Below are 24,383 nucleotides of genomic sequence, written 5' to 3'. Positions count from 1 at the left end.
GTAGGCGGAAATGACGGAGTTCGATGTCCTGCTGGAACGCAAGGAGATCATCGCTGCCGGGGTGGCCCGCCTGACGCTGCGCCACCCCGGCGGTGAACCACTGCCCACATGGGAACCGGGTGCGCACATCGACGTGATCCTGCCCGACGGCATGGTCCGGCAGTACTCACTGTGCGGCGACCCGGCCGACCGCTCGGCGATGCATGTCGCCGTCCTCAACGAACCCAACAGCCGCGGGGGCTCCCGGTACGTACACGAGCAGTTCGCCGACGGTGACTCGGTCCGGATTCGCGGTCCGCGCAACAACTTCCCGTTGGTCGACGTTCCGCGCTACCGGTTCATCGCCGGTGGCATCGGCATCACTCCCCTTGTCCCCATGCTCGCCGCCGCGCACGAACGTGGCGTGGAATGGCAGCTGTTGTACGGCGGCCGCACGAGGACCGCCATGGCCTTCGCCGAGCAACTGCGTGACAGTTACGGCGACCGGGTGATCATCTGTCCGCAGGACGAGACCGGCCTGCTGGATCTGCCCTCCTTCCTCAAGGACGCCGAGCCCGGCACCCCGGTCTACTGCTGCGGGCCGGAACCGCTGCTCACCGCCGTCGAGCAGCTCTGGCCGCGGGAGCACCTGCACGTCGAACGGTTCACGCCGGTCGCCGACACCGGCGAACGCACCGCCTTCGAGGTCGAGCTCACCCAGTCGGGCCGCACCTTGCGGATCCCCGCCGGAAAATCGATCTTGGAGACCATCGAGGAGGCCGGGATAGCCGTACTCTCGTCCTGCCGGGAGGGAACGTGCGGCACCTGCGAGGCCGTGGTTCTCGACGGGACTCCTGACCACCGGGATTCCCTGCTCACCGAGGAGGAGAGGGCGGCATGCGACACGATGATGATCTGCGTGTCCCGGTCTCAGGGGCCCAGGCTGGTCCTGGAGCTGTAGGCGGCCGCTCGGTCACCAGCAAGGTGCTCGCGCTGCTGGCCGCCTTCTCCTCGGAATCGCCGGAACTCACCCTCAGCGAACTCGCCCGGATCGCCGGGCTGACGCTGCCCACGGCGCACCGGCGGGCCATGGAACTCGTCCAGTGGGGTGCGTTGGAACGAAACCCGGACGGCCGGTTCCACATCGGACTGCGCCTGTGGGAAGTCGCCTCCCTCGCACCTCGCGGACTGGGCCTGCGCGAGGCCGCCATGCCGTTCCTGGAGGACCTCTACGAGGTCACCCACGAGAACGTGCAGCTGGCCGTCCGTGAAGGACTCGAAGTCGTCTATGTCGAACGCATCGCCGGCCGCAACGCCGTCCCGGTCCTGACCCGCGTCGGCGGACGTTTCGCACTGCACGCCACCGGCGTCGGCCTTGTCCTGCTGGCACACGCGCCGGCTGAGATACAGGAAGAAATCCTCACCACACCGTTGCACGGCTACAGCCCGAAAACCGTCACCAGCCCTGTCCGGCTACGCCAGATGCTGGCCGCCACCCGACGCGACGGATACGCCGTCAGCGACGGCCAGGTCACCGTCGACGCGCTCTCGGTGGCAGCGCCCATCCTCGGCCCTCGTGGCGATGTCGTCGCGGCAGTGTCGCTCGTCGTGCGGGCCGACAGCGCCCAGCCCTCCGCGTTGGCTCCCCTCGTCAAGACGTCAGCCCGGGGCATCAGCCGCACGCTCAACAATCGTCCTTTGTAGACGATCTACCGGGTCTTGACTTCCGGGCCGGTCGATGGTTGGCTCAGATTCTGGGAGCGCTCCCAGAATCTGGCGTCCCGCTCGCTCGTCCCCCCGACGGATGAGGACGTGGTCTTTCATGAGAGCTCGATCTGTCCGCCGTGCCGTCTTGACGGCCGCTGCGTTTCTGCTGGTCAGCACGCTGCCCGCGGCGACGAACACCGCCATGGCGGCGGCAGATGTGACCGTCACGGTGAACGCCCGGGCGGGGCTGGCCACCATGCCGGAGACCGGGCTCGGCGTGAACCACGCGATCTGGGACAGCCAGCTCGGGACCGACGCGGTGTCGGACCTGATGAGCGGCGCCGGGGTGAAGATGATGCGCTACCCAGGCGGTTCCTACGGCGACATCTACCACTGGAAAGACCACACGGCACCGGGCGGGTACGTCGCGCCCAACACCGACTTCGACACCTTCATGGGCGGCGTACGGCGTGCCGGAGCGCAGCCGATGATCATCGCCAACTATGGCACCGGCTCGCCGCAAGAGGCCGCCGACTGGGTGCGTTACGCCAACATCACCAAGGGATACGGCGCGAAATACTGGGAAATCGGCAACGAGCTGTACGGCAACGGGCACTACGGCTCCGCTTGGGAAGCCGACAACCACCCCGACAAGAGCCCGACCGGGTACGCCACCGAGGCCGTGGCCTTCATCAAGGCGATGAAGGCCGTCGATCCGGCCATCAAGGTCGGCGCCGTGCTGACCACGCCCGCGAACTGGCCGGACGCCGTCGTCGCCGCGGGCGATCCGGCGGCCTGGAACCAGACTGTGCTGTCGATCGCCGGGCCGTACATGGACTTCGCCATCGTGCACTGGTATCCCGGCGGGTCGTCGGCACCGGAGACCTTCGCCAAACCCGACCAGGTCGCCGACATGATGTACCTGGTACGCAAGCAGATCACCCAGTACGCCGGACCGAACGCCGACCGGATCGGCGTCGCGATGACCGAACTGAACACCTCGGTCGGCCGCAACACCCAGCCGGGCGCCCTGTTCGCGGCTGAGGCGTACACCGCGCTGCTGGAGAACGGTGTCTTCACCGTCGACTGGTGGAACGTCCACAACGGACCGACCAAAGCCTCCACCGTCGCCGGTTATCCGGACTTCGACGACTTCGGCCTGCTGTCGTCCGCGGGCTGTTTGCCGGACGGCACTTGCGAACCGGCGTTGAACACACCCTTCGCGCCCTACCATGCCGTGAAGATGCTGAGTATGTTCGCGCGTCCCGGCGATCAGTTCATCCGGGCCGGTACCAACGAACCTCTGGTCGGCGCCCATGCCGCGCGTAGGCCGAACGGAGATCTGGCCGTCCTGCTGGTCAACAAGGACCCGGACAATGCCCGCACGGTCACCATCGACTACGCCGGATACTCACCCGCCGCGTCCGCGCCCCAGGTGCACACATTCACCAATGGCGCAACGACGATCGCAAGCACAACAGGCGGCACTCCGACAAGCCAGACGCTGCCGCCTTACTCGTTGACCACGCTTGTGCTGCACCCGGCCGCTGTTCCCGTTGGCCTGCCAGGAATGCCCGGCCAGCCGGCCACGAGCGCAGTCACCGACCGGACGGCGACCATCACCTGGCCCGCGGCCACACCGGGCAACCGGGCCATCGCCAAATACGAGGTGTACCGCCAGCTCGGCACCATCAGCGAGCAGTGGGGCGAGACGCCGGGCACGTCGCTCACCGTCGGAAACCTCACGCCTGGCAGCAGATACACCGTCAACGTGGTGGCACGCGATGTGAGCGGCGCCGTGTCCTGGGCCTCTCCCCCGCTGACAATCACCACCGGGAGCCCGGCGAACAGCACGTGCACGGTCCGTCTGTCCACTGTGACCGACTGGGGCAGCGGTTTTGTCGGCGGCATCGACATCACCAACACCGGCACCGCGCCGATCACCGGCTGGACACTGGACTTCACCTGGCCCACCGGCCTTCAGCAGGTGTCCAGTGGCTGGAACGGCACGTGGACCCAGTCCGCCACCGGGGTCAAGGTCGTCAACGCCGACGGCAACCGCACGATCGAGCCGAACGCGACCGTCAACGCCGGTTTTGTCGGCGGCTACTCCGGCCCGAACATCCTGCCTGCCGCGTTCACCCTGAATGGGACGGTCTGCCGTACGGGGTGACTCAAGGGCAGGTTTCCTCGTTCTTCACCGCGCCGAAGTCGATATTCGACTGCGTGCTGATCTGGCTGCCGGGCGCGATGTTCTGCGAGCAGACTTTCCAGTGGGAATCGACCACCTGGTTGCGTTTCTTGCCGGTGGCGTCGTGCGAACGGGTGATAAAAACCGGATTGCCGGTCAGTTTCTGAATCTGGTCCTGCGCTTTCTGCAGGTTGCTGCCCACCAGGTTCGGCATCGCCCACAGCCGGGACGACTCGGCTGTGGGCGCCACCGGCTCGGGATCCGGCGTCACCTGCCGGACGGATGTGCTCTCGACAGTCTCGGCGGCAGACCCCGACGCCGGAACTGTCGTACTGGCCGGAACCGCACTTCGACCACAGCCCGCCGCGGCCATGGCGGCAAATACGACAACAATCGATCCCTTGATGGGGTTTCGCAAAAGAATACCTGCCAATCGCACCGGAGGATCGCCTTCACGTCATCGTTCGACATTTCCGCGACTGTCGTTACGACCGCCAACTCCGGTGCACCCAAAGGGGTGACACATGTTTTCGGTTCGCCCGAAGTGCCGCCTTCCGGGTGCCTCGCGCCGGGCACCGGGGCCCAGCAGGCATAATCGTGCCTGATGGGCGCCACACTTGTTGCCAAGGATCTTGCCGCCGGCCACGGCGATCGTGTTCTGTTCTCCGGGCTCGACCTGGTGGTCGCACCGGGCGACGTGGTCGGGCTGGTGGGGGTCAACGGCGCCGGCAAGTCGACGCTGCTGCGCACGCTGGCCGGGTTGGTCCCGGCTGAGCAGGGCTCGATCCGGCTCAGTCCGGCGTCGGCGAACGTCGGGCACCTGCCGCAGGAGCCGGAACGCCGCCCAGGGGAGACTGTGCGGGCGTTCCTGGCCCGGCGGACGGGAGTCGCGCAGGCCCAGAGCCTGATGGACGCGGCCGCGGAGGCACTGGGCAGTGACAAGCCGGGCGCGGACGACGTGTACGCCGACAGTTTGGAGCGCTGGCTGGCGCTCGGCGGCGCGGACCTGGAGGAACGCACCGAGGACGTGGTCGTGGAGCTCGGTCTGGCGGTGAGCCTGGACCAGCCGATGACCGCGTTGTCCGGCGGGCAGGCGGCGCGAGTCGGGATGGCTTCGTTGCTGCTGAGCCGTTACGACATCTTCCTGCTCGACGAGCCGACCAACGATCTTGACCTGGACGGCCTGGAACGGCTGGAGAAGTTCGTCACCGAACTGCGCGCGGGCACAGTCCTGGTCAGCCACGACAGGGAATTCCTCACCCGGACCGTCACCAGGGTCGTCGAGCTGGACCTCGCCCAACAGCAGATCCGCAGTTACGGTGGTGGATACACGGCCTACCTGGCTGAACGGGAGGTCGCCCGGCGGCACGCGCGCCAGCAGTACGACGAATATGCCAACACAGTGGCTTCGTTGGAGGCGCGTGCGAATTCACAGCGGTCCTGGATGGACAAAGGCGTGAAAAACGCCCGGCGCAAAGCGACTGACAACGACAAGATCGGCCGCAAGTTCCGCAGCGAGGCCACCGAAAAGCAGGCTTCCAAGGTCCGCCAGACCGAGCGGCTGATCGAACGGCTCGACGTGGTCGAAGAGCCGCGCAAGGAATGGGAACTGCGGATGACGATCGCCGCCGCACCCCGGGCGGGCGCGGTCGTCGCCACCTTGCACCACGCCGTCGTGCGCCGTGGCTCGTTCACCCTGGGCCCGGTGAACCTGCAGATCGACTGGGCCGACCGGGTCGCGATCACCGGCGCCAACGGCTCAGGCAAGTCGACACTGCTGGCCACCCTGCTCGGCCGCGCCCAGCTCGACGCCGGGACCAGCACCCTCGGCCCGGGAGTCGTCGTCGGCGAGGTCGACCAGGCACGCGGCCTGTTCGACGGCGACGACCTGCTCCTGGACGCCTTCAACGCGGCCATCCCCGACTGGGCCCCGGCCGACGTCCGGACGCTGCTGGCGAAGTTCGGCCTGAAGGCAGCGCACGTGACCCGCCCCACACGAACCCTCTCCCCTGGCGAACGGACCCGGGCGGCGTTGGCCTTGTTGCAGGCCAAGGGCGTGAACCTGCTCGTGCTGGACGAGCCCACCAACCACCTGGACCTGCCCGCGATCGAACAGCTGGAATCCGCGTTGGCGACCTACAACGGGACTCTGCTCCTGGTAACCCACGACCGCCGCATGCTCGACGCCGTGTCGACCAACCGCCACATCGAAGTGGCGAACGGCAAAGTCACCGACCACTGAACGTCAGTCCTCGCCCCAGGTCGCCTGGATCCACCAGCGGTCTCCGTTGCGCACTGTGGAGATGCTGACTCCGTCACCGTCCGGAATGGACGCGACTGGTGCGCACGCGGCCAGGACGCTGACCGTGACGTTCTGCTCGGTGCCGGTGACGGTCACCCGGGCTTTGCCCCGTGCTCCGGCCAGGACCGCGATGGTGGGCTCGGTCAGCCGCCTGCGGACGTGGGCCGGGAGCTTGGGCCGGGTGCCGCGCTCGGCGAACGCGACGGGTACGCCAAGTCGTTCGGCTGTCTCGATACACGCCCGCAGTTCGTGCAGCAACGGGTCGGCCACTGCCGTGCTTTCCGCGAAGAGGCGTCGCATCCTGGCCGCTTCCACCGCACACGAACGTTGTACCGATTCCTCCGCCGGGTCCAGTTCGCCCGAGGCCAAGCCCTGCAACAGCGGTACCGCTGTCTCCGCCAATGCGGCGTACCGCTGCTTACGGTCCTGGTGAAGTTGCTGGGCAACCGCTTCCGCGGTGCGTAATTGTTCCTCGGCACGCGCCACCTTCGCGGAACTGACCGCGAGCCCGCGCAGGACGGCCGCGATCATGGCGATCGCCAGCTGATAGGTGAGCACGGCCCAAGTCGCGTTCACCACGCCCGCGACCGACAAGGCTGCCTGCCCCGCGAACGCGGCCATCCCGAACGTCATCAGGTACTGAGCCGCGAGGACGACGGCGAACAGGCCCACCCTGGTGTCCATCATGAGCAGCACTACCTGCCAGCCGGCGTCGCCTTCCGACCAGTGCGCGGGCCCGATCAGGTATTCCGGCCGCATGGACACGGTTCCCAGCACGGACAACGCGAACACCAGCACCAGCAGTACCCACCGCCACCTGCCAAGGGGCCTGTTCCGCCATGTTGCGACGGCGACAACGAGGGTCACGGCGAGCAGACCGCCCCAGGTGACGTACTGGGGCCACACAGCCCGATAGGCGGTGGCCTGGTTCGACAGCAGCCGCTGCAGATCGAGGAACAGCAGGATCGCCAGGCTCATCACGACGACGCCCCAACGCAGGCCCCGCTGGAACGAGGTGCCGATCATCTTCGCGTCGCCGTCATCCGCTTCTGGGCGCCGCAGCGGGCAGGTCATCCGGACAGTGGTGCCCATGCCGGGGCTGCTGACGATCTCCGCACTGCCTCCGGCGCGGGTCATCCGTTCCACCAACGACCGAGTCACGCCGTAGCGGTGATCAGGGATCTGCCCGGGGTCGAATCCCTTGCCACCATCGGAAATCTCGACTGTGACCTGGTCACTGCCGCAGTGCAGGCGGATCTCGGCCTGGTCGGTGTCAGCGTGCCGGACGATGTTGGTCAGCGCCTCGCGCACGCCCCGGCTGAGCAATACCGCGTCCACCGCGGGTAATCGCACGGACTTCGCCACGTTCCAGGAGATCCGCAGTGAGGTGTGCCCGGCGACCTCGTGTAACAGCTCAAGCAGATCCACCTCGGCGGTGTGTTCGGCGTCGGCACCACCGATCTCACGAAGATCCCGCGCGGCCTGACCGGCGAGCCATCCCTCACGTCCGGGGACCACCCCAGTTCCGACCATCAGCAACGTGGCCGACGCCGTGTCATGCAACGCGGCCAGGTATTCCCGCTCGTCAGCACGCCGCGCAGTAGCCACAGCGGCCTCACGACGGAGCTTCTCCTCGCGCTCGACCGCGCGATCCGCCGCTCGGGCACTGCGTCGCACGAACCGATAGAGGCCCCACGACAACAAGGCCTCGGCCAGCGTCCACACCACGACCGCTTCGCTGACCAGCCAGCCGCCCGGGTCTGCCAGCCACGTCCCGAGGTAATGCACAGCCACGACGAGAACGGTGATCCCGGCCAGCGCCCACCCACCGACCAGCCACGGATACGTGATCAAGGTGATCGCCATCGCGATGAGCACCCAAGTGCCACCGCTTCGCGGATCAGACGTAACCGTCCAGACCTGGCTCAGACAGACGCCACACAACACGGCGACATCAAGAAGCACGGGCCAGAACCGGCCTGTGCGATGCAACCGAAGGTAGACGTAGCAGGCGTTCCACAGATTGAGCCCGAGCACGACGCCGACCGTGACCACCTGGTTCGGCGCCGACAGCAGGACAAGGGAAGCCAGGCTGGACAGGGCCACCAGAACGACACGCAACGCCAGGGCGTAACGCATCCCCTGCCGAAGCAGTCCACGCTCAGCCGAGCCGATCACCGCGCAATCGTAGCGATGGCGATCCGCGTGCCGCAGAAGGCCGCGCGCACGCGGATCGCCCCCGTTAGCGTGTCACCAGGTCACGGGGAGCTCGTATACCCCGTAGACCGAGCCGTCGTGCTTGAACGGAATGTCGTTGACGTCCGCGGCCAGTCGCAGAGTCGGGATGCGGCGGTAGAGCGTGCCGTAGACGATCTGCAGTTCCAGCCGGGCCAGGGGCTGGCCGAGGCATTGGTGGACGCCGAAGCCGAATGCCACGTGGTGGCGGGCATTGCGGTGGATGTCGAGCCGGTCGGGATCCGGGAACGCGGCCGGATCCCGGTTGGCGATGTCGTTGGCGAGGATGATCCCCTCACCGGCCCGGATGGTGTGACCGGCGATCTCGATGTCCTCGGTGGCGACGCGACGGCGGCCGTTGTGCGTGATGTGCAGGTAGCGCAACAGTTCCTCGACCGCGCTGGCGATCAACCCATCGTCGGTCGTCTCCCGCAGGGCGGCCAGCTGATCGGGATGTTCCAGCAGTGCCAGGGTGCCGAGCGCGATCATGTTCGCGGTGGTCTCGTGCCCGGCGATCAGCATCAGGACGCCCATCTGGGCGGCCTCCGGCCGGGTGAGTTCGCCCTTCTTGACCCGCTCGGTCAGACCGGAGAGCAGGTCGTCACCGGGATTCTCGAGCTTCTCGCCGAGCAGCTTGTCCAGGTATCCGAACAGGCGGCCGGCCGCCGCCGCCCGGTCGTCCGGGTCGGCGTCGCGGTTGATGAGGATGCTGCTGTTGTCCTGGAAGAAATCGTGATCGGAGTAGGGCACGCCGAGCAGTTCGCAGATCACCAGTGAGGGCACTGGCAGGGCGAACGCCTCAACCAGGTCCACCGGTTTCGGGCCGGCCAGCATCTCGTCGATCAGGTCGTCCACGATCTTCTGGATCGCCGGCCGCATGGCCGCCACCCGCTTGATCATGAACGGTGCCGTCACCATCCGGCGCAGGCGGGCGTGCTCGGGATCGTCCATCAGGATGAAGCTGATGGACGCGCTCTTGATCGGCGCCGGGCTCGGATAACCGTCGCGGGTCACGTCGGCGCTCACCCGGGAGTCGCTCAGCAGCGCCTTCTGGTCGGCATAGCGGGTCACCAGCCAGGGCGTGCTGTCATCCCACAGCTTGACGCGGGCGAGCGGGGTTTTCTCCTGCAGTGCCTGGATGTCCGGCGGTGGGTCGAACGGGCAGCCCGCCGCCCTCGCGGCCGGGAACACCGGCGTCTGGGTCATGACTTTCCTCCCACGAGTACCGAGGCATCGACAACCGCTTGCCGGTGCTGTCGCGCTTGTTTGGGCATGTTCCAGCCCAGCACGCCGGTAACCTTGCCGTCCTTGCGGTACTGGGCGACAAAACGACGATCCGCCGCGTCGCCGTCCACAATGGTCACATCGGCGTCCGGGGACAGCATGCCGTGGACGTGGATCTTGGCGTTGAACTGGTCGGTCCAGAAGTACGGGACCGGGGTGTACGGCCGGTCCTCGCCCAGGATGTTGCCCGCGACGGCAACCGCCTGGTCGACGGCGTTGGTCCGGTTTTCCAGGCGTAGCACCGTGTTCAGTGTTTCGTGGTGCCAGCGGGCGACGTCACCGGCGGCGTAGATACCGTCCGCGGCGCGGCATCGCGAGTCGCACACTACGCCGTTGGCCAGCTCCAGCCCGCTGTTCTCAAGCCAGCCGGTCACCGGCGCGGCGCCGAACGCCACCACCACGACGTCAGCCGGAAGTACTTCGCCGTTGTCCAGCTGCACCCCGGCGACCCTACCGTGCCGCTCAACGAGTCCGGTGACCGCGGCACCCAGCTTGAGATCGACCCCACGTTCAGTGTGCAACTCCGCGAGCATGCCCGCGGCCAGGTCACCGAACTGCATCGCCAACGGCGCCGGCTGCGGGCCGGCCATGGTGACCGATACGCCCATTTCGCAAGCGGTCGCGGCGATCTCGGCGCCAAGCACGCCATCACCGACGACCACAACCCGTGAGCAGGACAACAGATTGACCCGCAGCGCCAAGGCGTCGTCAAGCGTGCGCAGCACGTGGACGCCTGCCATACCAGCTTGACCCGGAAGCGTGCGAGGCCGCAATCCGGTGGCCACCACGATGGCTTCCGCGGTCAGCACGCGTCCGGAAACCGTGTGGACGGCACGTTCCGCGGCGTCCAGTCCCACGGCCGCTTCGCCGAGAACGAACTCCGCATCCAGTGTGGACAGATGCGCCGGCTGGCGGAGCTGGGCCCGCTCAGGCTCCCATGTTCCGGACAGGACCTGTTTGGACAGTGGAGGCCGGTCGTACGGCATGCGCAACTCGGCACCGAGCACAGTCACGCTCCCCTGGAAGCCCTTGCGACGAAGGGCTTCCACGGTTGCCAGGCCCGCTGCCGAGGCTCCGACGACGAGCACTTCGCCCGGTGTGGTCACGCGTTCTCGCTCAGCGAGATCGCCACCCCCGGGCACACGCTGGCGGCCTCGCGGACGATGTCGTGCAGCTCCGCGGGCGGCTTCTCGTCGAGCAGGACGACGATGCCGTCCTCGTCACGCTGGTCGAACACGTCCGGTGCCAGCAAAACGCAGGTCCCCGCGCCGCAGCACTTGTCTTGGTCAACAGTGATGTTCATGATTTTTCCCCTGTGTGGACGGATGGAGTGACAGGTGCCAGCCAGAGTCCGACGAGCGCGTCGATCAGCCCTGTCGCTGTGTCGTGCCAGCTGGCTCTTGGGGTGGGACTGCCGTCGGCGAGCGCGCGTTCCCGATCGGCGACCACCTGGACGAGCAGGTGGCGTGCCATCTCGTTGCGCTCGGCGAGGACTTCGGCGGGCAGGTCGGGCAGGCACCGGTTGAGCCCGGCCACGATTCGCCGCAGTGACGGCGAGGACTGCGACTGCTCGATGATGATCGTGCGGAACGAAGGCTCGGTGGTGACCTGTGCTCCGAACCGAGCGAACCAGGTCGGACTGCCCACCTGGGCCAGGTGTTCGGCCACGGGGTGCACCAGGCAGGCGATCCAGTCCCGGACGTCCGCGCTGTCGCCGAGCTCGGCGAGCATCCGCACGCGGATCTCCTCGATCGGCGTGTTGTGCCTGCGCACGATCGCCCGCACCAGATCGGCCTTGGTGCCGAAGTGGTAGCCGACGGCCGTGTTGTTGCCTTGTCCGGCGGCCTCGCTGACCTGACGGTTGGACACCGCCAGCATGCCGTGCTCGGCGAACAGCTGCTCGGCCGCGTTCAATATCAGTTCACGGGTGGCGTGCGCCCGCTCGGCTCGCAGCGTCCGGCCGGCCTCATTGCCGGCGGTCTGGCTCATCTCATCACCACCGCACAGGCAGTTCCTGCAGACCACCCACCACGAGTCCCTCGACCCGGTGCAGATCGTCCACAGTCACCGCGAGCTCAAGCGTGGGCAGCTTGCGCAGCAGCACATCGAGCACTGCCTGAAGTTCGGTGCGGGCCAGCGGCTGACCGATGCACGCGTGCGCGCCGGCGCCGAAAGCCAGGTGCGGGTTCGGGCTGCGGCTCAGATCCATCTCCGCGGCGTTCTCGAACGCGTTCTCGTCACGGTTGGCCGCGGCCATGCTGCACACCGCGGTGGTGCCGCCGGGCAGAACGGTCCCCGCGATCTCGACGTCCTCGGTGAAGTAGCGCATCATGCCGAAGCCCGAGTTGGCGTCCAGCCGGAGCGTCTCCTCGACAGCGGTACGCACCAGCGCGGGGTTGGCCAGCAACTCCTCCCAGCGCTGCCGGTCCGACAGCAGCATCGCCACCATCTTCGCGATCATGTTGGCGGTGGTCTCGTGCCCGGCGATCAGCAGGCCCATCCCGGTGGCGATCAGCGTGATGTCGGACATCGGCTCGCCGTTGACGTCGGTCTCCGCGATCAACGCGCTGAGCAGGTCGTCGCCCGGCTCGGCCCGCCTGGCCGCGATGTGCCCGGCCATGTACTGGCCGAACTCCATCTGCGCGGCGGTCATCTCCTCCTGGGTGTAGCGGGTCATGCTGAGCAACATGTCCGACCAGCGGGAGAAGCGGTCACGGTCGGCGTCGGGGACACCGAGCATGTCGCAGATGACCCAGACCGGCAGCGGGAAACCCAGGTTCGCCTTGAGATCCGCGGGCGCGCCCTGCTTGACCATGTCGTCGATGAGCTGCTCGGCCATGGCCTCGATCCCCGGCCGCAGCGCGTTCATCCGCTTGGCGGTGAACCACTTGCCGATGCTCCGCCGCCACTTCAGGTGCGCTTCACCGTGCTGCGGCAGCACAGAGGCCATCTCACTGTTGAACACCCCACCGGACTCGACGTCCGCGACACGGGCCGCGTTGTCCGACGCCGTGGGCCTGGTGAACCGCGGGTCGGAGAGGATCTGCTTGACATCGTCGTAGCGGGTGACAAGCGTCGCCTCGTCCCCGCTCGCCAGCGTCACCCGGGCGACCGGGCACTGCTGACGCAGTTCAGCCCATTGCGCAGGCGGTTCCAGCGCGGCATCAGCAGGGATCGGGTAACGCAACAGGCCACCTTGGGTCACTGGAAGCTCCTTGGTTGTGACGTTCCTCTAGTGGGAAGTTTGCCCACGGTTCTAGAGTAAGTCAATCAACTGACTTAATCTTGTCGGTGTGACGAACACCGACACGCCGCGCCCGAACGTCATCGTGATGGTGCTGGCCTTCGGCGGAATCGTGGTCTCGCTGATGCAGACCCTGGTCATCCCGCTGATCCCGAAACTGCCCGCACTGCTTGGCTCCTCGCCGGGCGACACCACCTGGGTGATCACCGCCACGCTGCTCGCCAGCGCCGTCGCGACGCCCGTCGTGGGCCGATTAGGAGATATGTACGGAAAACGCCGGATGCTCCTGATCAGCCTGGGCCTGCTGGTCACCGGCTCGGTCATCGCCGCGTTCAGCGACACACTCCCGCCCATGGTGATCGGACGCGCGCTGCAGGGCCTCGCGGCCGGCGTGATTCCCCTGGGTATCAGCATCATGCGTGACGAACTGCCGGCCGAACGGCTCGGCTCGGCAACCGCGGTGATGAGCGCCTCGCTGGGAGTCGGTGGCGCGCTTGGCCTTCCGGCGGCGGCGTTGCTGGCCGAGCGGGCCGACTGGCACCTGCTGTTCTGGATCGCGGCGATTCTCGGCGTGGTAGTCACCGGTCTCGTGGTGGCCTGCGTGCCGGAATCCGCTGTACGCAGTGGCGGGCGTTTCGACATGGTGGGCGCCTTGGGACTGTCGGTGGCGCTGGTCTGCTTGCTGCTGGCCATCTCCAAGGGCGCCGACTGGGAGTGGACCAGCGGGCGCACTCTGGGCTTGTTCGGTGCCGCTGTGGTCGTGCTCCTGCTGTGGGGCTGGTGGGAACTGCGCACGGCACAGCCGCTGGTCGACCTGCGAACCACCGCACGCCGTCAGGTCCTGCTGACCAACCTCACGTCCATTGTGTTCGCGTTCGCCATGTTCGCGATGTCCCTTGTGCTGCCTCAGATCCTCCAGTTGCCCACGGCCACCGGTTACGGCTTGGGCCAGAGCCTGCTGGCAACGGGCCTCGTACTCGTGCCGTCCGGCCTGGTGATGATGGCGACGGCGCCGCTGTCCGCACGCGTCTCGCGAGCCCGCGGTCCCAAGGTGACGCTCATGCTCGGCGCCCTCATCGTCGCCATCGGCTACGGCCTCGGCGTCGTGCTGATGTCGGCCGTCTGGCAGCTTGTGATCGTGTCCGCACTGATCGGTGCAGGCATCGGATTCGCTTACGGCGCAATGCCCGCGCTCATCATGTCGGCCGTTCCTGTCTCCGAGACCGCTGCGGCCAACAGCCTCAACACCCTGATGCGGGCGATCGGCACATCCGTGTCCAGTGCAGTCGCGGGCGTGATCCTCGCCCACCTGACCATCTCGTTCGGACCCGCCAAAGTCCCGTCACATGACGGTTTCCGCCTGATCATGGGACTCGGCAGTGGAACCGCTCTGCTCGCAGTCTTGATCGCGGCATTCATCCCCGGCATGCGCAGCCGTTCGAAACCGGCCACGGCCGACGCTCACCGCGGTGAAGTGGCCACCGCGGTGAGCTGAGGACCTTACTTGAGAGAGAAGGTGCTGATCCTCGAATCGGACTTGAACACCAGGTACACGTCGTGCCGTCCGCTGGCGCCGGACAGCGCCGTGGTGCTGGTCGTGTAGGTGTACTTGTCACCAGTGCTCAAGATCCGGGCCGTGCCGATCAACCGGCCACGGACCGGATCGTCGAGCCGGATCTCCACTCCTGCCTCGCCTGCCTCGGCGCGGGCCGTCTTCGCGGTGAATGTCCTCGCACCGGAACCGAGATTCACGTCGCTGAAACGCAACCAGTCCCCCGCGCTCGCGCCGATCGCGTCGCCACGGACCTTGCTCTCGTCGACCAGCTCGACGCCCGAGTAGTCGTCGAAGTCGATCGCCCGGGTGTCACGGGCCAAGTTGCGCGGCGGGATCGCCTCGCCGCGTACCTGGACCGACGAGCGCTGGCGAATGTCCGAAGCGGACGATCCGACCATCACGTCGTGCGTCGCGGACTCCAGCACCCACTTGCCGCGGGTGACGTCCCAGTGCCTGAGCTCCGGCACAGTCAGCCGGACCGTCTTGGTCTCCCCTGGTTCGAGGTGCACCCGCTGGAAGGCGCGCAGTCGCTGGTCGGGCTGCTTGTCGCGGGAGGTGCGCTGGTGTGTGTAGAGCTGGACCACTTCGTCACCGGCACGCCGCCCGGTGTTGGTCACCTTCACCGTCGCGTCGAACGTCCCCTGTGGACCGTTCACGGGGCCCGCCCTGAGGTCGCTGTAACGGAACGTCGTGTACGAAAGGCCGTGGCCGAAGGCGTACAGCGGATCGCCCTTGAAGTACTGATAGGTGCGGTCGCGTTTGATGATGTCGTAGTCGAGGATGTCCGGCAGACCGGCGTCCGAGCGGTACCAGGTCTGCGTGAGCCGTCCGGCGGGGTTCACATCGCCGTACAGCACGTCTGCCAGGGCATTGCCGGTCTCCTGGCCCGCGTGTGTGGTCCACACGATCGCCGGGATGTTCTGCTGCTCCCAGGTCAGCGTCGTGGGATAACTGTTCTCCACCACCACGACCGTGTTCTGGTTCGCCTTGTGCACGGCCTTGATCAGTTCGCTCTGGCTTTCCGACAACGCCATTGTGGTGCGGTCGTGGTCCTCCCGGCCGTTGATGAACGGCATGCTGCCGACGACCACCACTGCGGTGTCCACCGACTGGGCCGCGCGAACGGCTTCGGCGATGCCCGAGTTGAGCAGCTCCTTGCGGAACTTGGCGGCACCGGCGGCATTCGGGGAACCCAGGACCAGCGTGCCGTCCGCGGCGACGGTCAGGTAGCTGTTGGGGCCGTCCCAGTCGTTCGGAGTCTCGTAACCGACGTACTTGATCACGACCGTTCCACCACCGGCGTCCTCCAGCTTGAACTGCTGCTGAACGAACCAGTCCCGTGGCTGCGGTGCCTGGTTGGCGAACGGGCTGGTGGGGTTGCCGATGTTCTGGCGTTCGACGTACCTGTTGTTGGCGGCGCTGCGCAAAGTCAGCACGCCGTCGCCCCAGTCGAAGGCGTCGAACTGTTCAGTCGCACCAACGGTCGCACCACTGACCTTGAGCAGTTCGCCGTCCACATCGGAGCCCGCGGTCACGTACTTTCCAGTGCCGGCTTCACGAAGCGCAATGCGGTCCACGGCCTCGGTGTCGATGGCGTTGCCCTGACGCGCCTTGATGCCGTCGAGTGGCGTGACGCGGTACGGCAGTCCGCCCGAGTACCAGTCGGTGTACAGGGTCTTCGCCAGCGGCCCGATGACCGCCACACCGCGCTTGGGGTCGAGTGGCAGAGCGTTGCGGTCGTTCTTCAACAACACCATGGCTTCGCCGGCGGTTTTACGGGCCAGCGCCCGGTGTGCCGGGCTGTTCACCACGTCCTTGCCGATCTTGGCGTAGGGACCGCCGTCCGGGTCGAAGTCGCCGAGTCGGAATCGGACACTGAGCACGTGCCGGACCGCGTTGTCGATGTCGGCCTCGGTGAGCAGCCCCTGGGACAGCGCGGCGGTGATGGTCTCGATGGTCGGCCCGGAGCGCTGGTTGTCGACAGTGAAGCTGTCCAGCCCGGCCTTGATCGTGGCCGCGAAGCCCTCGACGTTGGTGGCGTAGTACTTCTCCGACCCAGTCAGGTTGTACGGCGCCGACGCGTCGCTGACGTTGTAGAGCGTCTTGTCCGTCCAGCTCCGGACAACGTCGTTCAGATCCGGGTTGACCGTCGCAGGCCGTCCGTTGACGAGGTTGTACGAGCCCATCACGCCGGTCGCGGCGTCGGCGGAGATCGCGGGCTTGAAGGCCTGCTCGTCGTACTCCCGCAGCACTCGGGGCCGCAGGTTGGAGGAAGTCGTGTCGCGACGGACCTCGTTGTTGTTGGCCAGGTAGTGCTTGAGCACGGGAGCGGTCTTCAGATAGGTGGGATGATCACCGGAAAGGCCTTTCCCGTAGGCCGTGGAGATCGCGCCGGTCAGCAGCGGATCCTCGGAGTAGCCTTCCTCGTTGCGTCCCCATCGCGGGTCACGCAACAGGTTGACCACCGGCGCCCACAGCTGCAGGCCCCAGAACCCTGGGTCCTGCGAGTGGTATCCCCTGGCCTCGTCGCCGACGACCGAGCCGACCTGCTTGATCAGTGCCGGGTCCCAGGTCGAGGCCAGCCCGATCGCCTGCGGGAAGACGGTGGCGTTGGCCGTGACCACGTTGCCGTTCGTCCGTTCGGTCGTCCACCCGAGACCGTGCAAAGCCTCGGTGCCGGTCTTGAACTCGGGGATGCCCAGCCGCGGGATCGCCGGCTGGAACTGGTGCAGCAGCGAGACCTTCTCGGCCACGGTCAGCCGCTTGAGCAGGTCCTCGACACGGGTGGACAGCGGCAGCCTGGGATCACGGAACGGCAGCTCGCCCGGCTCGTCGGCGACAGCGGGGCCGGCGAGCCCCGTCATCAACGTCACCGCGGTCACGAGGACCCATAACCGGCGCAAACGGACGAGGACACCTGCTCTTCTCATGGGCACTCCAGCGAGCCGTCCGAGGGATAGGGTCGAAGCGCTTCGACACCGGGCGGCAATTCCCATTGGCGCAAGCCGGTCGATTAGCGCGCACCTGACGTATCCGGCCGTCGAAACGATTCGATCAGCGTCACGGCGATGTTAACCGAGCCGACCCAGCGTGACAATGCCGTCGCCACATGCCCCCAATGTGGCATTGGGGGCACTGGATGTCCCCAATGTGGCATTGGGGACACAACACCGTAGTCTTCGGTAGACCAATCGACCGGCCCGGCACACGCGAGGCCCTCGGCGCGCTACCGAAAAGTTTTCGGCAGGCTATTTCGGGATGCCTCCTCTTTCTTCTGTATCGCCATCTTGACACGCTGGTAACGACGCGGCTACGTTTCCGAAAAGGTTTTCGGCATGGTCCCACTCATCCTGGTTTCCGCCTGACCCGGGAAGTGACGCGTATGCGCAGATCAGCAGCCTTGACCGCCATCGTCGCATTAGGACTGTCGGTGATTGGGCCGCTGCCCGCCACCGCGGCCCAGACCATTGGCTACCCCACCTTCGGCAACTCGACCATTCCGGCCCCACCGGTCGCCTACACCCCGAACGACATGATGCGGGCCATCTACGACCAGGAGAGCCAGGGCACGGACTTCTGGATGGACCGGCTCCTGGCCCGCCAGGGCTCCGACCCGGCGGGCACCTGGCTGATGACCCGCGGCCGGGCAGTGTTCATGAAGACCCACGACCCGGCCGTGATCGGCTTCGGCGGCCAGGTCGCCTACTGGGAGAGCGTGGACAACCGCAACGCCTACTCCATCAGCCTGAGCCCCGGCACGTTCACCGAGAACACCGGCCAGCGGCTGCAGACACCGAGCTACTGGAAAGGCTTGTACACCAGTGGTTCCCTGCAGGTCGAGCAGCGCAAGTTCATCACGGCCAACAACGTGGCGGTCACCAACCTGACCATCACCAACACCGGCAGCGGTTCCCAGACGTTGCAGCTACGGGCGACCTCGCCGTACACCAAGACGGCCGAGGGCAACGAGCTCACCGGGATCGTGGACGCGAAGAACAAGCTGACCACGGTGTTCCCCCGGCTCTCGGGCGACGGGTTCACCGTCAGCGGCACCGACCTGACCCGCTCGGTCACCGTGCCCGCGGGTCAGAGTGTGCAGACCAAAGTGGTCATGGGCTTCGTGACCGAGGAGATCCCCGCGTCGCTGACCGACTACCAGTCCTACCGGGCAGCCACGCCGGCCGACGCCTACGCGACCCATGTCCGCGCGTACAACCGTTGGTGGGCCGACAATGTCCCGTACTTCGACGTACCGGATGCGGCGATCAAGAAGCACATCTACTACCGCTGGTGGCTGATGCGCTTCAACTACCTCGACGCCGACATCCCCGGCAACGACTTCCAGTTCCCGACTTCGGTCGAGGGCGCGCTGGGCTACAACAACGCCATCGTGCTCACCGTGCCGATGTTCATCGACGATCTGAAGTACCTGCGTAACCCGATGTACTCGTACGGCCCGTGGGTCTCGGCCGGCGAGGTGTCGCGTAACCGCCGCTACACCGACAACCCTGGCGATCCGGAGAACTGGAGCAACAGCTACACCCAGTACATCTCCGAAGCGGCGTGGCGCAGCTACCAGGTCCACGGCGGACAACCCGCGATCGCGGGCAACCTGGCCCGGTACGCCGAGCAGGACGTCAAGGGACAGTTGGACTTCTACGACCAGGACCGCAACAACCTGATCGAGTACGACTGGGGCGCGCTGACCGGCAACGACGCGGACGCCGTGTCCTTCCATTGGCGGGCCGGGCGACTGGACCGCACTGAGTCCGCGTACGTCTACAGCAACGCCCTCGCGGCCGCGCAAGCGTATGACGCCGTCGGCAACAAGGCCAAAGCCACCGAGATGCGGGACATCGCCACCAGGATCCAGCAGGCGGTGATCAACGTCCTGTGGAACTCCCAGGCGCAGGTGCTGCAGCACAGGCACGTGCCGACCAACGCCCTGGTGCCGTGGAAGGAGATCAACAACTTCTACCCGTACTCGGTCGGCCTGATGCCCAACACCGCGCAGTACCGCGAGGCCCTGCGGCTGTTCGCCGACGAGAACGAGTACCCGCTGTTCCCGTTCTACACCGCAAACCAGCGGGACAAGGCCGCCGCGGCGGCCGCGGGCAATCCCGGTACCAACAACTTCTCCCAGATCAACTCGACCGTGCAGTTCCGGCTGTACTCCTCGGCCCTGCGCAACTACCCGACCTCGTACATCACCCCGGAGATGTACAAGAAGCTGCTGTACTGGAACGCCTGGGCGCAGTACATCAACGGCGACACCCGGTGGCCGGACTCCAACGAGTACTGGGCCGACTGGAACAAGAACACCAAGACCATCGACTACCGGTCCTGGATCCACCACACCACGCTCGGCAGCAGCAACTGGACCATCGTCGAGGACGCGATGGGCTTGCGCCCGCGCAACGACGACAAGGTCGAACTGTCCCCCATCAACATCGGCTGGTCGCACTTCACGGTCAACAACCTCAAGTACCGCAACAACAACCTGACGATCGTGTGGGACGACCCGGCCGACGGCGTGACCCGGTACCCAGGCGTGCCGCAGGGGTATTCCATCTATGTCAACGGAACCCGGGCGATGACGATCGACCGGCTGACCCAGGCGGTCTGGGATCCGAAGACCGGCACGGTCACCTTCCCCGGGCAGGCCGGGACAGTGCTCTTCAGCACGCCGGTATCCGGTATGCAGGCACCCAGCCAGGTTGTGCAGAACGATGACCGCATGGTCGACATGTTCGCCAAGGCAGGCGTCAACCTCTCCTCCAGCGGCGCGAACCTGGCCGCCGGTGCGACCGCTTCGGCTTCGTACACCGCTTCCGGGACAGCGACGACCGCTGCTGTGGACGGCTTCACCATCAACGAACCGTTCTGGGGTAGCAAGGGATCGCCCAACGCCCAGGACTCCTACGAGCTGAACCTGGGCTCTGCCAAGACGTTCGACGACATCCGGGTGCACTTCCGCAACGACCGGGCAGCCGGTGGTTACGCAGAGCCCGCGATGTACCAGATCCAGTACCTCAACGGCAGCAACTGGGTCACCGTGCCCGGACAGGCCAAAACACCTGCCGCACCCAGATCCAACTACAACCGGGTCCAGTTCCCTGCGATCACGGCACAACGTGTCCGGGTGCTGATGACTCACCAGCCAGGGCTGAAGACCGGGCTGACCGAGGTGAAGATCTTCAGCAGCGGCAGCCCGCCGACGGCGGCCAACTCCGCACCCTATGCCCTGGCGCGCCAGGATCCGTCGTTCAACCAGCCCGGACAGGCCCGGCTGCTCGGCAAGGTGAAGGACGACGCCCTGCCGTCCGGCACGCTGACCAGTACCTGGTCGAAGGTCAGCGGCCCGGGAACGGTCATCTTCGGCTCCCCCAGCGCGGCCACGACCTTGGCATCCTTCAGCGCGGCGGGGACGTACACCCTCCGGTTGACGGCCGGCGACGGCAGCGCTTCAGCCAACTCGCAGGTCACTCTGACTGTGACACAAGGCTCAAGCGGTGCGTTCAACGTGGCGACATCCGCGACACCGTCGGCGTCGTACACCTCGTCGTGGGAAAGCCTGCCTGCCATCAATGACGGCATCAATCCAGGCAGCTCCAACGACAGTCCGAGATGGGGTACGTGGCCGCAGACCGGGCAGCAGTGGGCCGAGCTCACGTGGTCCCAGCCGCAACGCCTGAACGCCGCGGCTCTGTACTTCTTCGACGACGGTGGTGGCGTCCGCGTGCCGGCCTCGTGGAAGTTGCAGTACTGGAACGGCAGCGCGTACGTCGACATCCCCAGCTCGTATCCGGTGGCCATCAACCAGTTCAACAACGCTTCGTTCCCGGGCGTCACGACGACCAGGTTGCGGGCCGTGCTCACATCGGGCGCCGGATCAGTCGGCCTGGTCGAGTTCAGGGCATTGGCCGAGACACCGGCCGGCGTCAGGTCCGTGCACCAGCCGACCCTCGCGGGCCAGATACCCACATTGCCCGCCACCGTCACCAAGATCTACTCCAACGGGGCCCGGCTGAACTCGCCGGTCACCTGGCAGCCCATCGACCAGTCCCAGGTGGCCAACGGCGGCACGAGCTTCACCGTCCAGGGCATTGTGGACGGCACCGGGCTGCCCGCGACCGCGACTGTCTGGGTCCGCCCGACCAACCAGGTCAGCATTACGTTCATCGAGCCGGAAAGCGTGGTCACCAGGCCCGGTGTCGCCCCGGTCCTGCCACCCACGGTCACCGCGACGTTCAACGACGGCTCCAAGGACAACGTCAGCACGACCGTCACCTGGGCCGCGATCGATCCCTCGCGTTACGCCCAGCCGGGCACGTTCACCGTGACCGGCCAGGTGCCGGGAACATCCCTGACCGCACAGGCGAATGTGGAGGTCAAAGCCAATGGCTGAGATCAGCCGGAGAACCGTCCTGCGCGCCGGCGGGGCCGCAGCGGTCATCACCACGGTTACAACAACGGCGGGTACCGGAACCGCGGAAGCAGCCGACATAGGCGTCTCGGTCGATGCCTTCCCGTTGACGGCCGTGAGCCTGCTGTCCGGACCGTTCCAGGCCAACGCCGCACGCACCCACAGCTACCTGCTCTTCCTCGACTCCGAGCGGCTGCTGCACACGTTCCGGCTCAACTACGGCCTGCCGTCGTCGGCAGCGCCGTGCGGCGGCTGGGAGTCACCGACCACGGAACTGCGTGGCCATTCGATGGGACACGTGCTGACCGCGCTGGCCCAGGCGTACGCGAACACCGGACGGGCCGAGTTCAAGTCCAAAGGGGACTATCTGGTCGCGGAACTGGCCAAGTGCCAGGCGAGAGCGTCCTCCGCAGGCTATCTCTCGGCCTTCCCGGAGAGCTTCATCGACCGGGTGGAGGCCCGCCAGCAGGTGTGGGCGCCGTACTACACGCTGCACAAGATCCTGGCCGGGCTGCTGGACATGCACACGCTCGCGGGCAACGCGCAGGCCCTGACCGTGCTGACGGCCTTCGCGGGGTGGGTCAAACGGCGTAACGAGCGGCTCACGCAGACCCAGCGGCAGAACATGCTGGACACCGAGTTCGGCGGGATGAACGAGGTGCTGGCCAACCTCTACCAGCTCACCGGCAACCCCGATCACCTGACCGCGGCCCGGTACTTCGACCACGCCGAGATCTTCGACCCGTTGGCGGCCAACCAGGACCGGCTCAACGGCTACCACGCCAACACCCAGATCCCCAAGGCGATCGGCGCCATCCGGGAGTACCACGCCACCGGCGAGACCCGGTACCGCGACATCGCGACCAATTTCTGGAACATCGTCACCCGGGACCACACCTACGCCATCGGAGGCAACTCCAACGGCGAGTACTTCAAGGCGCCCGGCCGGATCGCGAGCGAGCTGAGCGACAACACCGCGGAGTGCTGCAACTCCTACAACATGCTCAAGCTCACCCGCCAGCTGTTCCGCACGAACCCACAAGCGTCCTATGCGGACTTCTACGAGAAGGCGCTCTACAACCACATCCTCGGCGCCCAGAACCCGAGTTCGTCCCACGGCTTCCACAGCTACTACATCCCGTTGCGGGCCGGTGGGATCAAGACGTACAGCAACGACTACGACAACTTCACCTGCTGCCACGGCACCGGGATGGAGAGCAACACCAAGTACGTCGACAGCATCTACTTCTTCACCGGCAACACGCTGTACGTCAACCTGTTCATCGCCTCCGAGCTGCGCTGGCCCGGCCGTGGCATCACGATCCGCCAGGAGACGAGCTATCCCGAGTCCGCCACGACCAGGCTGACGTTCACCGGCTCCGGGCAGATCGACCTCAGGCTCCGGATCCCGTCGTGGACCAGCGGGGCCCAGATCCGGCTCAACGGCACGGCCCAGAACGTGCCGGTCACGCCGGGGACCTTCGCCACGATCAGCCGCACATGGGCCAGCGGTGACGTCCTCGATCTCGACCTGCCGATGGCGTTGAACCGTGAGGTCACGCCCGACGACGCGACCGTTCAGGCCGTGCGGTACGGGCCGATCGTGTTGTCCGGGGCCTACGGCACGACGAACCTTTCCTCGTTGCCCACCTTGGATCCCGCTTCGATCCGGACCACCGGCACACCACTGCGGTTCACCGCGTCGGCCAGTACCGGATCGGTCAACCTGTTGCCGTTCTACGCCATGCACGGCCAGCGGTACACCGTGTACTGGCGGATCGGGACCACTCCTCCATTGCCCGCATTCGTTGCGCACTACCAGTTCAATGAGACATCAGGCACCACAGTGGCCGATGCGACCGGCAATGGGAAGACCGCGACGATCTCCGGTGCGGTGAGCCGGGTCGCGGGCCGCCAGGGCAACGCCCTGAGCCTGGACGGCGGTCACGTCCAGTTGCCGTCCGGCATCCTCGCCGGAGCCACCGCCTACACCGTGGCCGCGTGGGTGCGGCTGGACACGGTCGCCAGCTGGGCCCGTGTCTTCGATTTCGGTGCTGGAACCGGCTCGTACATGTTCTTCACGCCCCAATCGGGTTCCGGGACCGCACGGTTCGCCATCACGAGCTCAGGTTCCGGTGGTGAGCAACAGATCTCGGGCCCGGCCGCACTGCCTGCCGGAACGTGGACGCACATCGCGGTCACCCACTCCGGCAACGTCGCAATCCTGTACATCGGCAAAACGGAGGCCGCCCGTAACACGAACATGACCATCCGGCCGGCTGACCTGGGCAGTACCACCCAGAACTGGGTCGGCCGCTCACAGTACTCCGGCGACCCGCTGCTCGACGGTGCCGTGGACGAGTTCCGCGTGTACAGCCGGGCACTGACCGCGTCGGAGATCACAGCCCTGCCATGAGGCGAGAGGAGGTTGTCCTTCCCGTAACAGCTCACCATTCAGGG

At 66.6% G+C, this 24,383-nt stretch carries 15 protein-coding genes; 7 read left to right on the top strand and 8 right to left on the bottom strand.

Annotated elements, in window-relative coordinates; all coding sequences use genetic code 11:
- Positions 1–10: 10 nt before the first annotated feature.
- The 3 genes from JOF56_RS31600 to JOF56_RS31590 all read left to right on the top strand — a co-directional run bounded on the left by JOF56_RS31600 (position 11) and on the right by JOF56_RS31590 (position 3,859).
- Complete coding sequence (locus JOF56_RS31600) at positions 11–940, top strand: PDR/VanB family oxidoreductase (RefSeq protein ID WP_209643109.1); 930 nt, start codon at positions 11–13, stop codon at positions 938–940.
- Positions 877–1,683, top strand: coding sequence for an IclR family transcriptional regulator (locus JOF56_RS31595; protein ID WP_209643108.1), 807 nt, complete (start codon positions 877–879; stop codon positions 1,681–1,683). Before JOF56_RS31600 ends, JOF56_RS31595 begins: the two co-directional genes overlap by 64 nt.
- Before the next feature lie 118 nt (positions 1,684–1,801).
- Entirely contained in the window at positions 1,802–3,859 is a 2,058-nt protein-coding gene (locus tag JOF56_RS31590) for a cellulose binding domain-containing protein (protein ID WP_245378475.1), read from the top strand.
- A 1-nt stretch (position 3,860) separates the two neighbouring features.
- Here JOF56_RS31590 and JOF56_RS31585 read toward each other — a convergent pair whose 3' ends face one another.
- Positions 3,861–4,316 carry a PASTA domain-containing protein gene (locus tag JOF56_RS31585; RefSeq protein WP_209643107.1) on the bottom strand — a complete coding sequence of 152 codons (456 nt, stop codon included), beginning with the start codon at positions 4,314–4,316 and terminating at the stop codon, positions 3,861–3,863.
- 165 nt (positions 4,317–4,481) lie between these two features.
- On the opposite strand from JOF56_RS31585, the gene JOF56_RS31580 reads away from it, so the two are divergent.
- On the top strand, positions 4,482–6,119 hold the full coding sequence (locus tag JOF56_RS31580) for an ABC-F family ATP-binding cassette domain-containing protein (protein ID WP_209643106.1): 1,638 nt from the start codon (positions 4,482–4,484) through the stop codon (positions 6,117–6,119).
- Between the two features lie 3 nt (positions 6,120–6,122).
- On the opposite strand, the gene JOF56_RS31575 is transcribed toward JOF56_RS31580, so the two are convergent.
- From JOF56_RS31575 to JOF56_RS31550, 6 genes are all read right to left on the bottom strand, one after another.
- Entirely contained in the window at positions 6,123–8,357 is a 2,235-nt protein-coding gene (locus JOF56_RS31575) for a sensor histidine kinase (protein WP_209643105.1), read from the bottom strand.
- A gap of 72 nt (positions 8,358–8,429) precedes the next feature.
- A complete protein-coding gene (locus tag JOF56_RS31570) occupies positions 8,430–9,620 on the bottom strand; it encodes a cytochrome P450 (RefSeq protein ID WP_209643104.1) in 1,191 nt (396 codons plus the stop codon).
- Positions 9,617–10,804: an NAD(P)/FAD-dependent oxidoreductase gene (locus JOF56_RS31565; protein WP_209643103.1), complete on the bottom strand. Its 1,188-nt coding sequence runs from the start codon at positions 10,802–10,804 to the stop codon at positions 9,617–9,619. The genes JOF56_RS31570 and JOF56_RS31565 overlap by 4 nt, the downstream gene beginning before the upstream one ends.
- Complete coding sequence (locus JOF56_RS31560) at positions 10,801–11,001, bottom strand: ferredoxin (protein ID WP_209643102.1); 201 nt, start codon at positions 10,999–11,001, stop codon at positions 10,801–10,803. The genes JOF56_RS31565 and JOF56_RS31560 overlap by 4 nt, the downstream gene beginning before the upstream one ends.
- Positions 10,998–11,687: a TetR/AcrR family transcriptional regulator gene (locus JOF56_RS31555; RefSeq protein WP_209643101.1), complete on the bottom strand. Its 690-nt coding sequence runs from the start codon at positions 11,685–11,687 to the stop codon at positions 10,998–11,000. The genes JOF56_RS31560 and JOF56_RS31555 overlap by 4 nt, the downstream gene beginning before the upstream one ends.
- 4 nt (positions 11,688–11,691) lie before the next feature.
- Complete coding sequence (locus JOF56_RS31550; protein ID WP_209643100.1) at positions 11,692–12,903, bottom strand: cytochrome P450; 1,212 nt, start codon at positions 12,901–12,903, stop codon at positions 11,692–11,694.
- 127 nt (positions 12,904–13,030) lie between these two features.
- Here JOF56_RS31550 and JOF56_RS31545 point away from each other — a divergent pair, with 127 nt between their 5' ends.
- On the top strand, positions 13,031–14,437 hold the full coding sequence (locus JOF56_RS31545) for an MFS transporter (RefSeq protein WP_209648600.1): 1,407 nt from the start codon (positions 13,031–13,033) through the stop codon (positions 14,435–14,437).
- Between the two features lie 5 nt (positions 14,438–14,442).
- On the opposite strand, the gene JOF56_RS31540 is transcribed toward JOF56_RS31545, so the two are convergent.
- The gene (locus JOF56_RS31540) at positions 14,443–17,427 is read right to left on the bottom strand and encodes a glycoside hydrolase family 3 protein (protein ID WP_209643099.1); all 2,985 of its coding nucleotides are present in this window, start codon (positions 17,425–17,427) and stop codon (positions 14,443–14,445) included.
- 452 nt (positions 17,428–17,879) lie between these two features.
- Between JOF56_RS31540 and JOF56_RS31535 the strand changes: the two genes are divergently transcribed.
- Together JOF56_RS31535 and JOF56_RS31530 are read left to right on the top strand one after the other, a co-directional pair.
- A complete protein-coding gene (locus JOF56_RS31535) occupies positions 17,880–21,905 on the top strand; it encodes an Ig-like domain-containing protein (protein WP_209643098.1) in 4,026 nt (1,341 codons plus the stop codon).
- Positions 21,898–24,339: a glycoside hydrolase family 127 protein gene (locus JOF56_RS31530; RefSeq protein ID WP_209643097.1), complete on the top strand. Its 2,442-nt coding sequence runs from the start codon at positions 21,898–21,900 to the stop codon at positions 24,337–24,339. The genes JOF56_RS31535 and JOF56_RS31530 overlap by 8 nt, the downstream gene beginning before the upstream one ends.
- Positions 24,340–24,383 lie beyond the last annotated feature (44 nt).

It is taken from the genome of Kibdelosporangium banguiense, from assembly GCF_017876405.1.
Classification (GTDB): Bacteria; Actinomycetota; Actinomycetes; order Mycobacteriales; family Pseudonocardiaceae; genus Kibdelosporangium; species Kibdelosporangium banguiense.
This window is presented reverse-complemented; position numbering and strand designations above follow the sequence as displayed.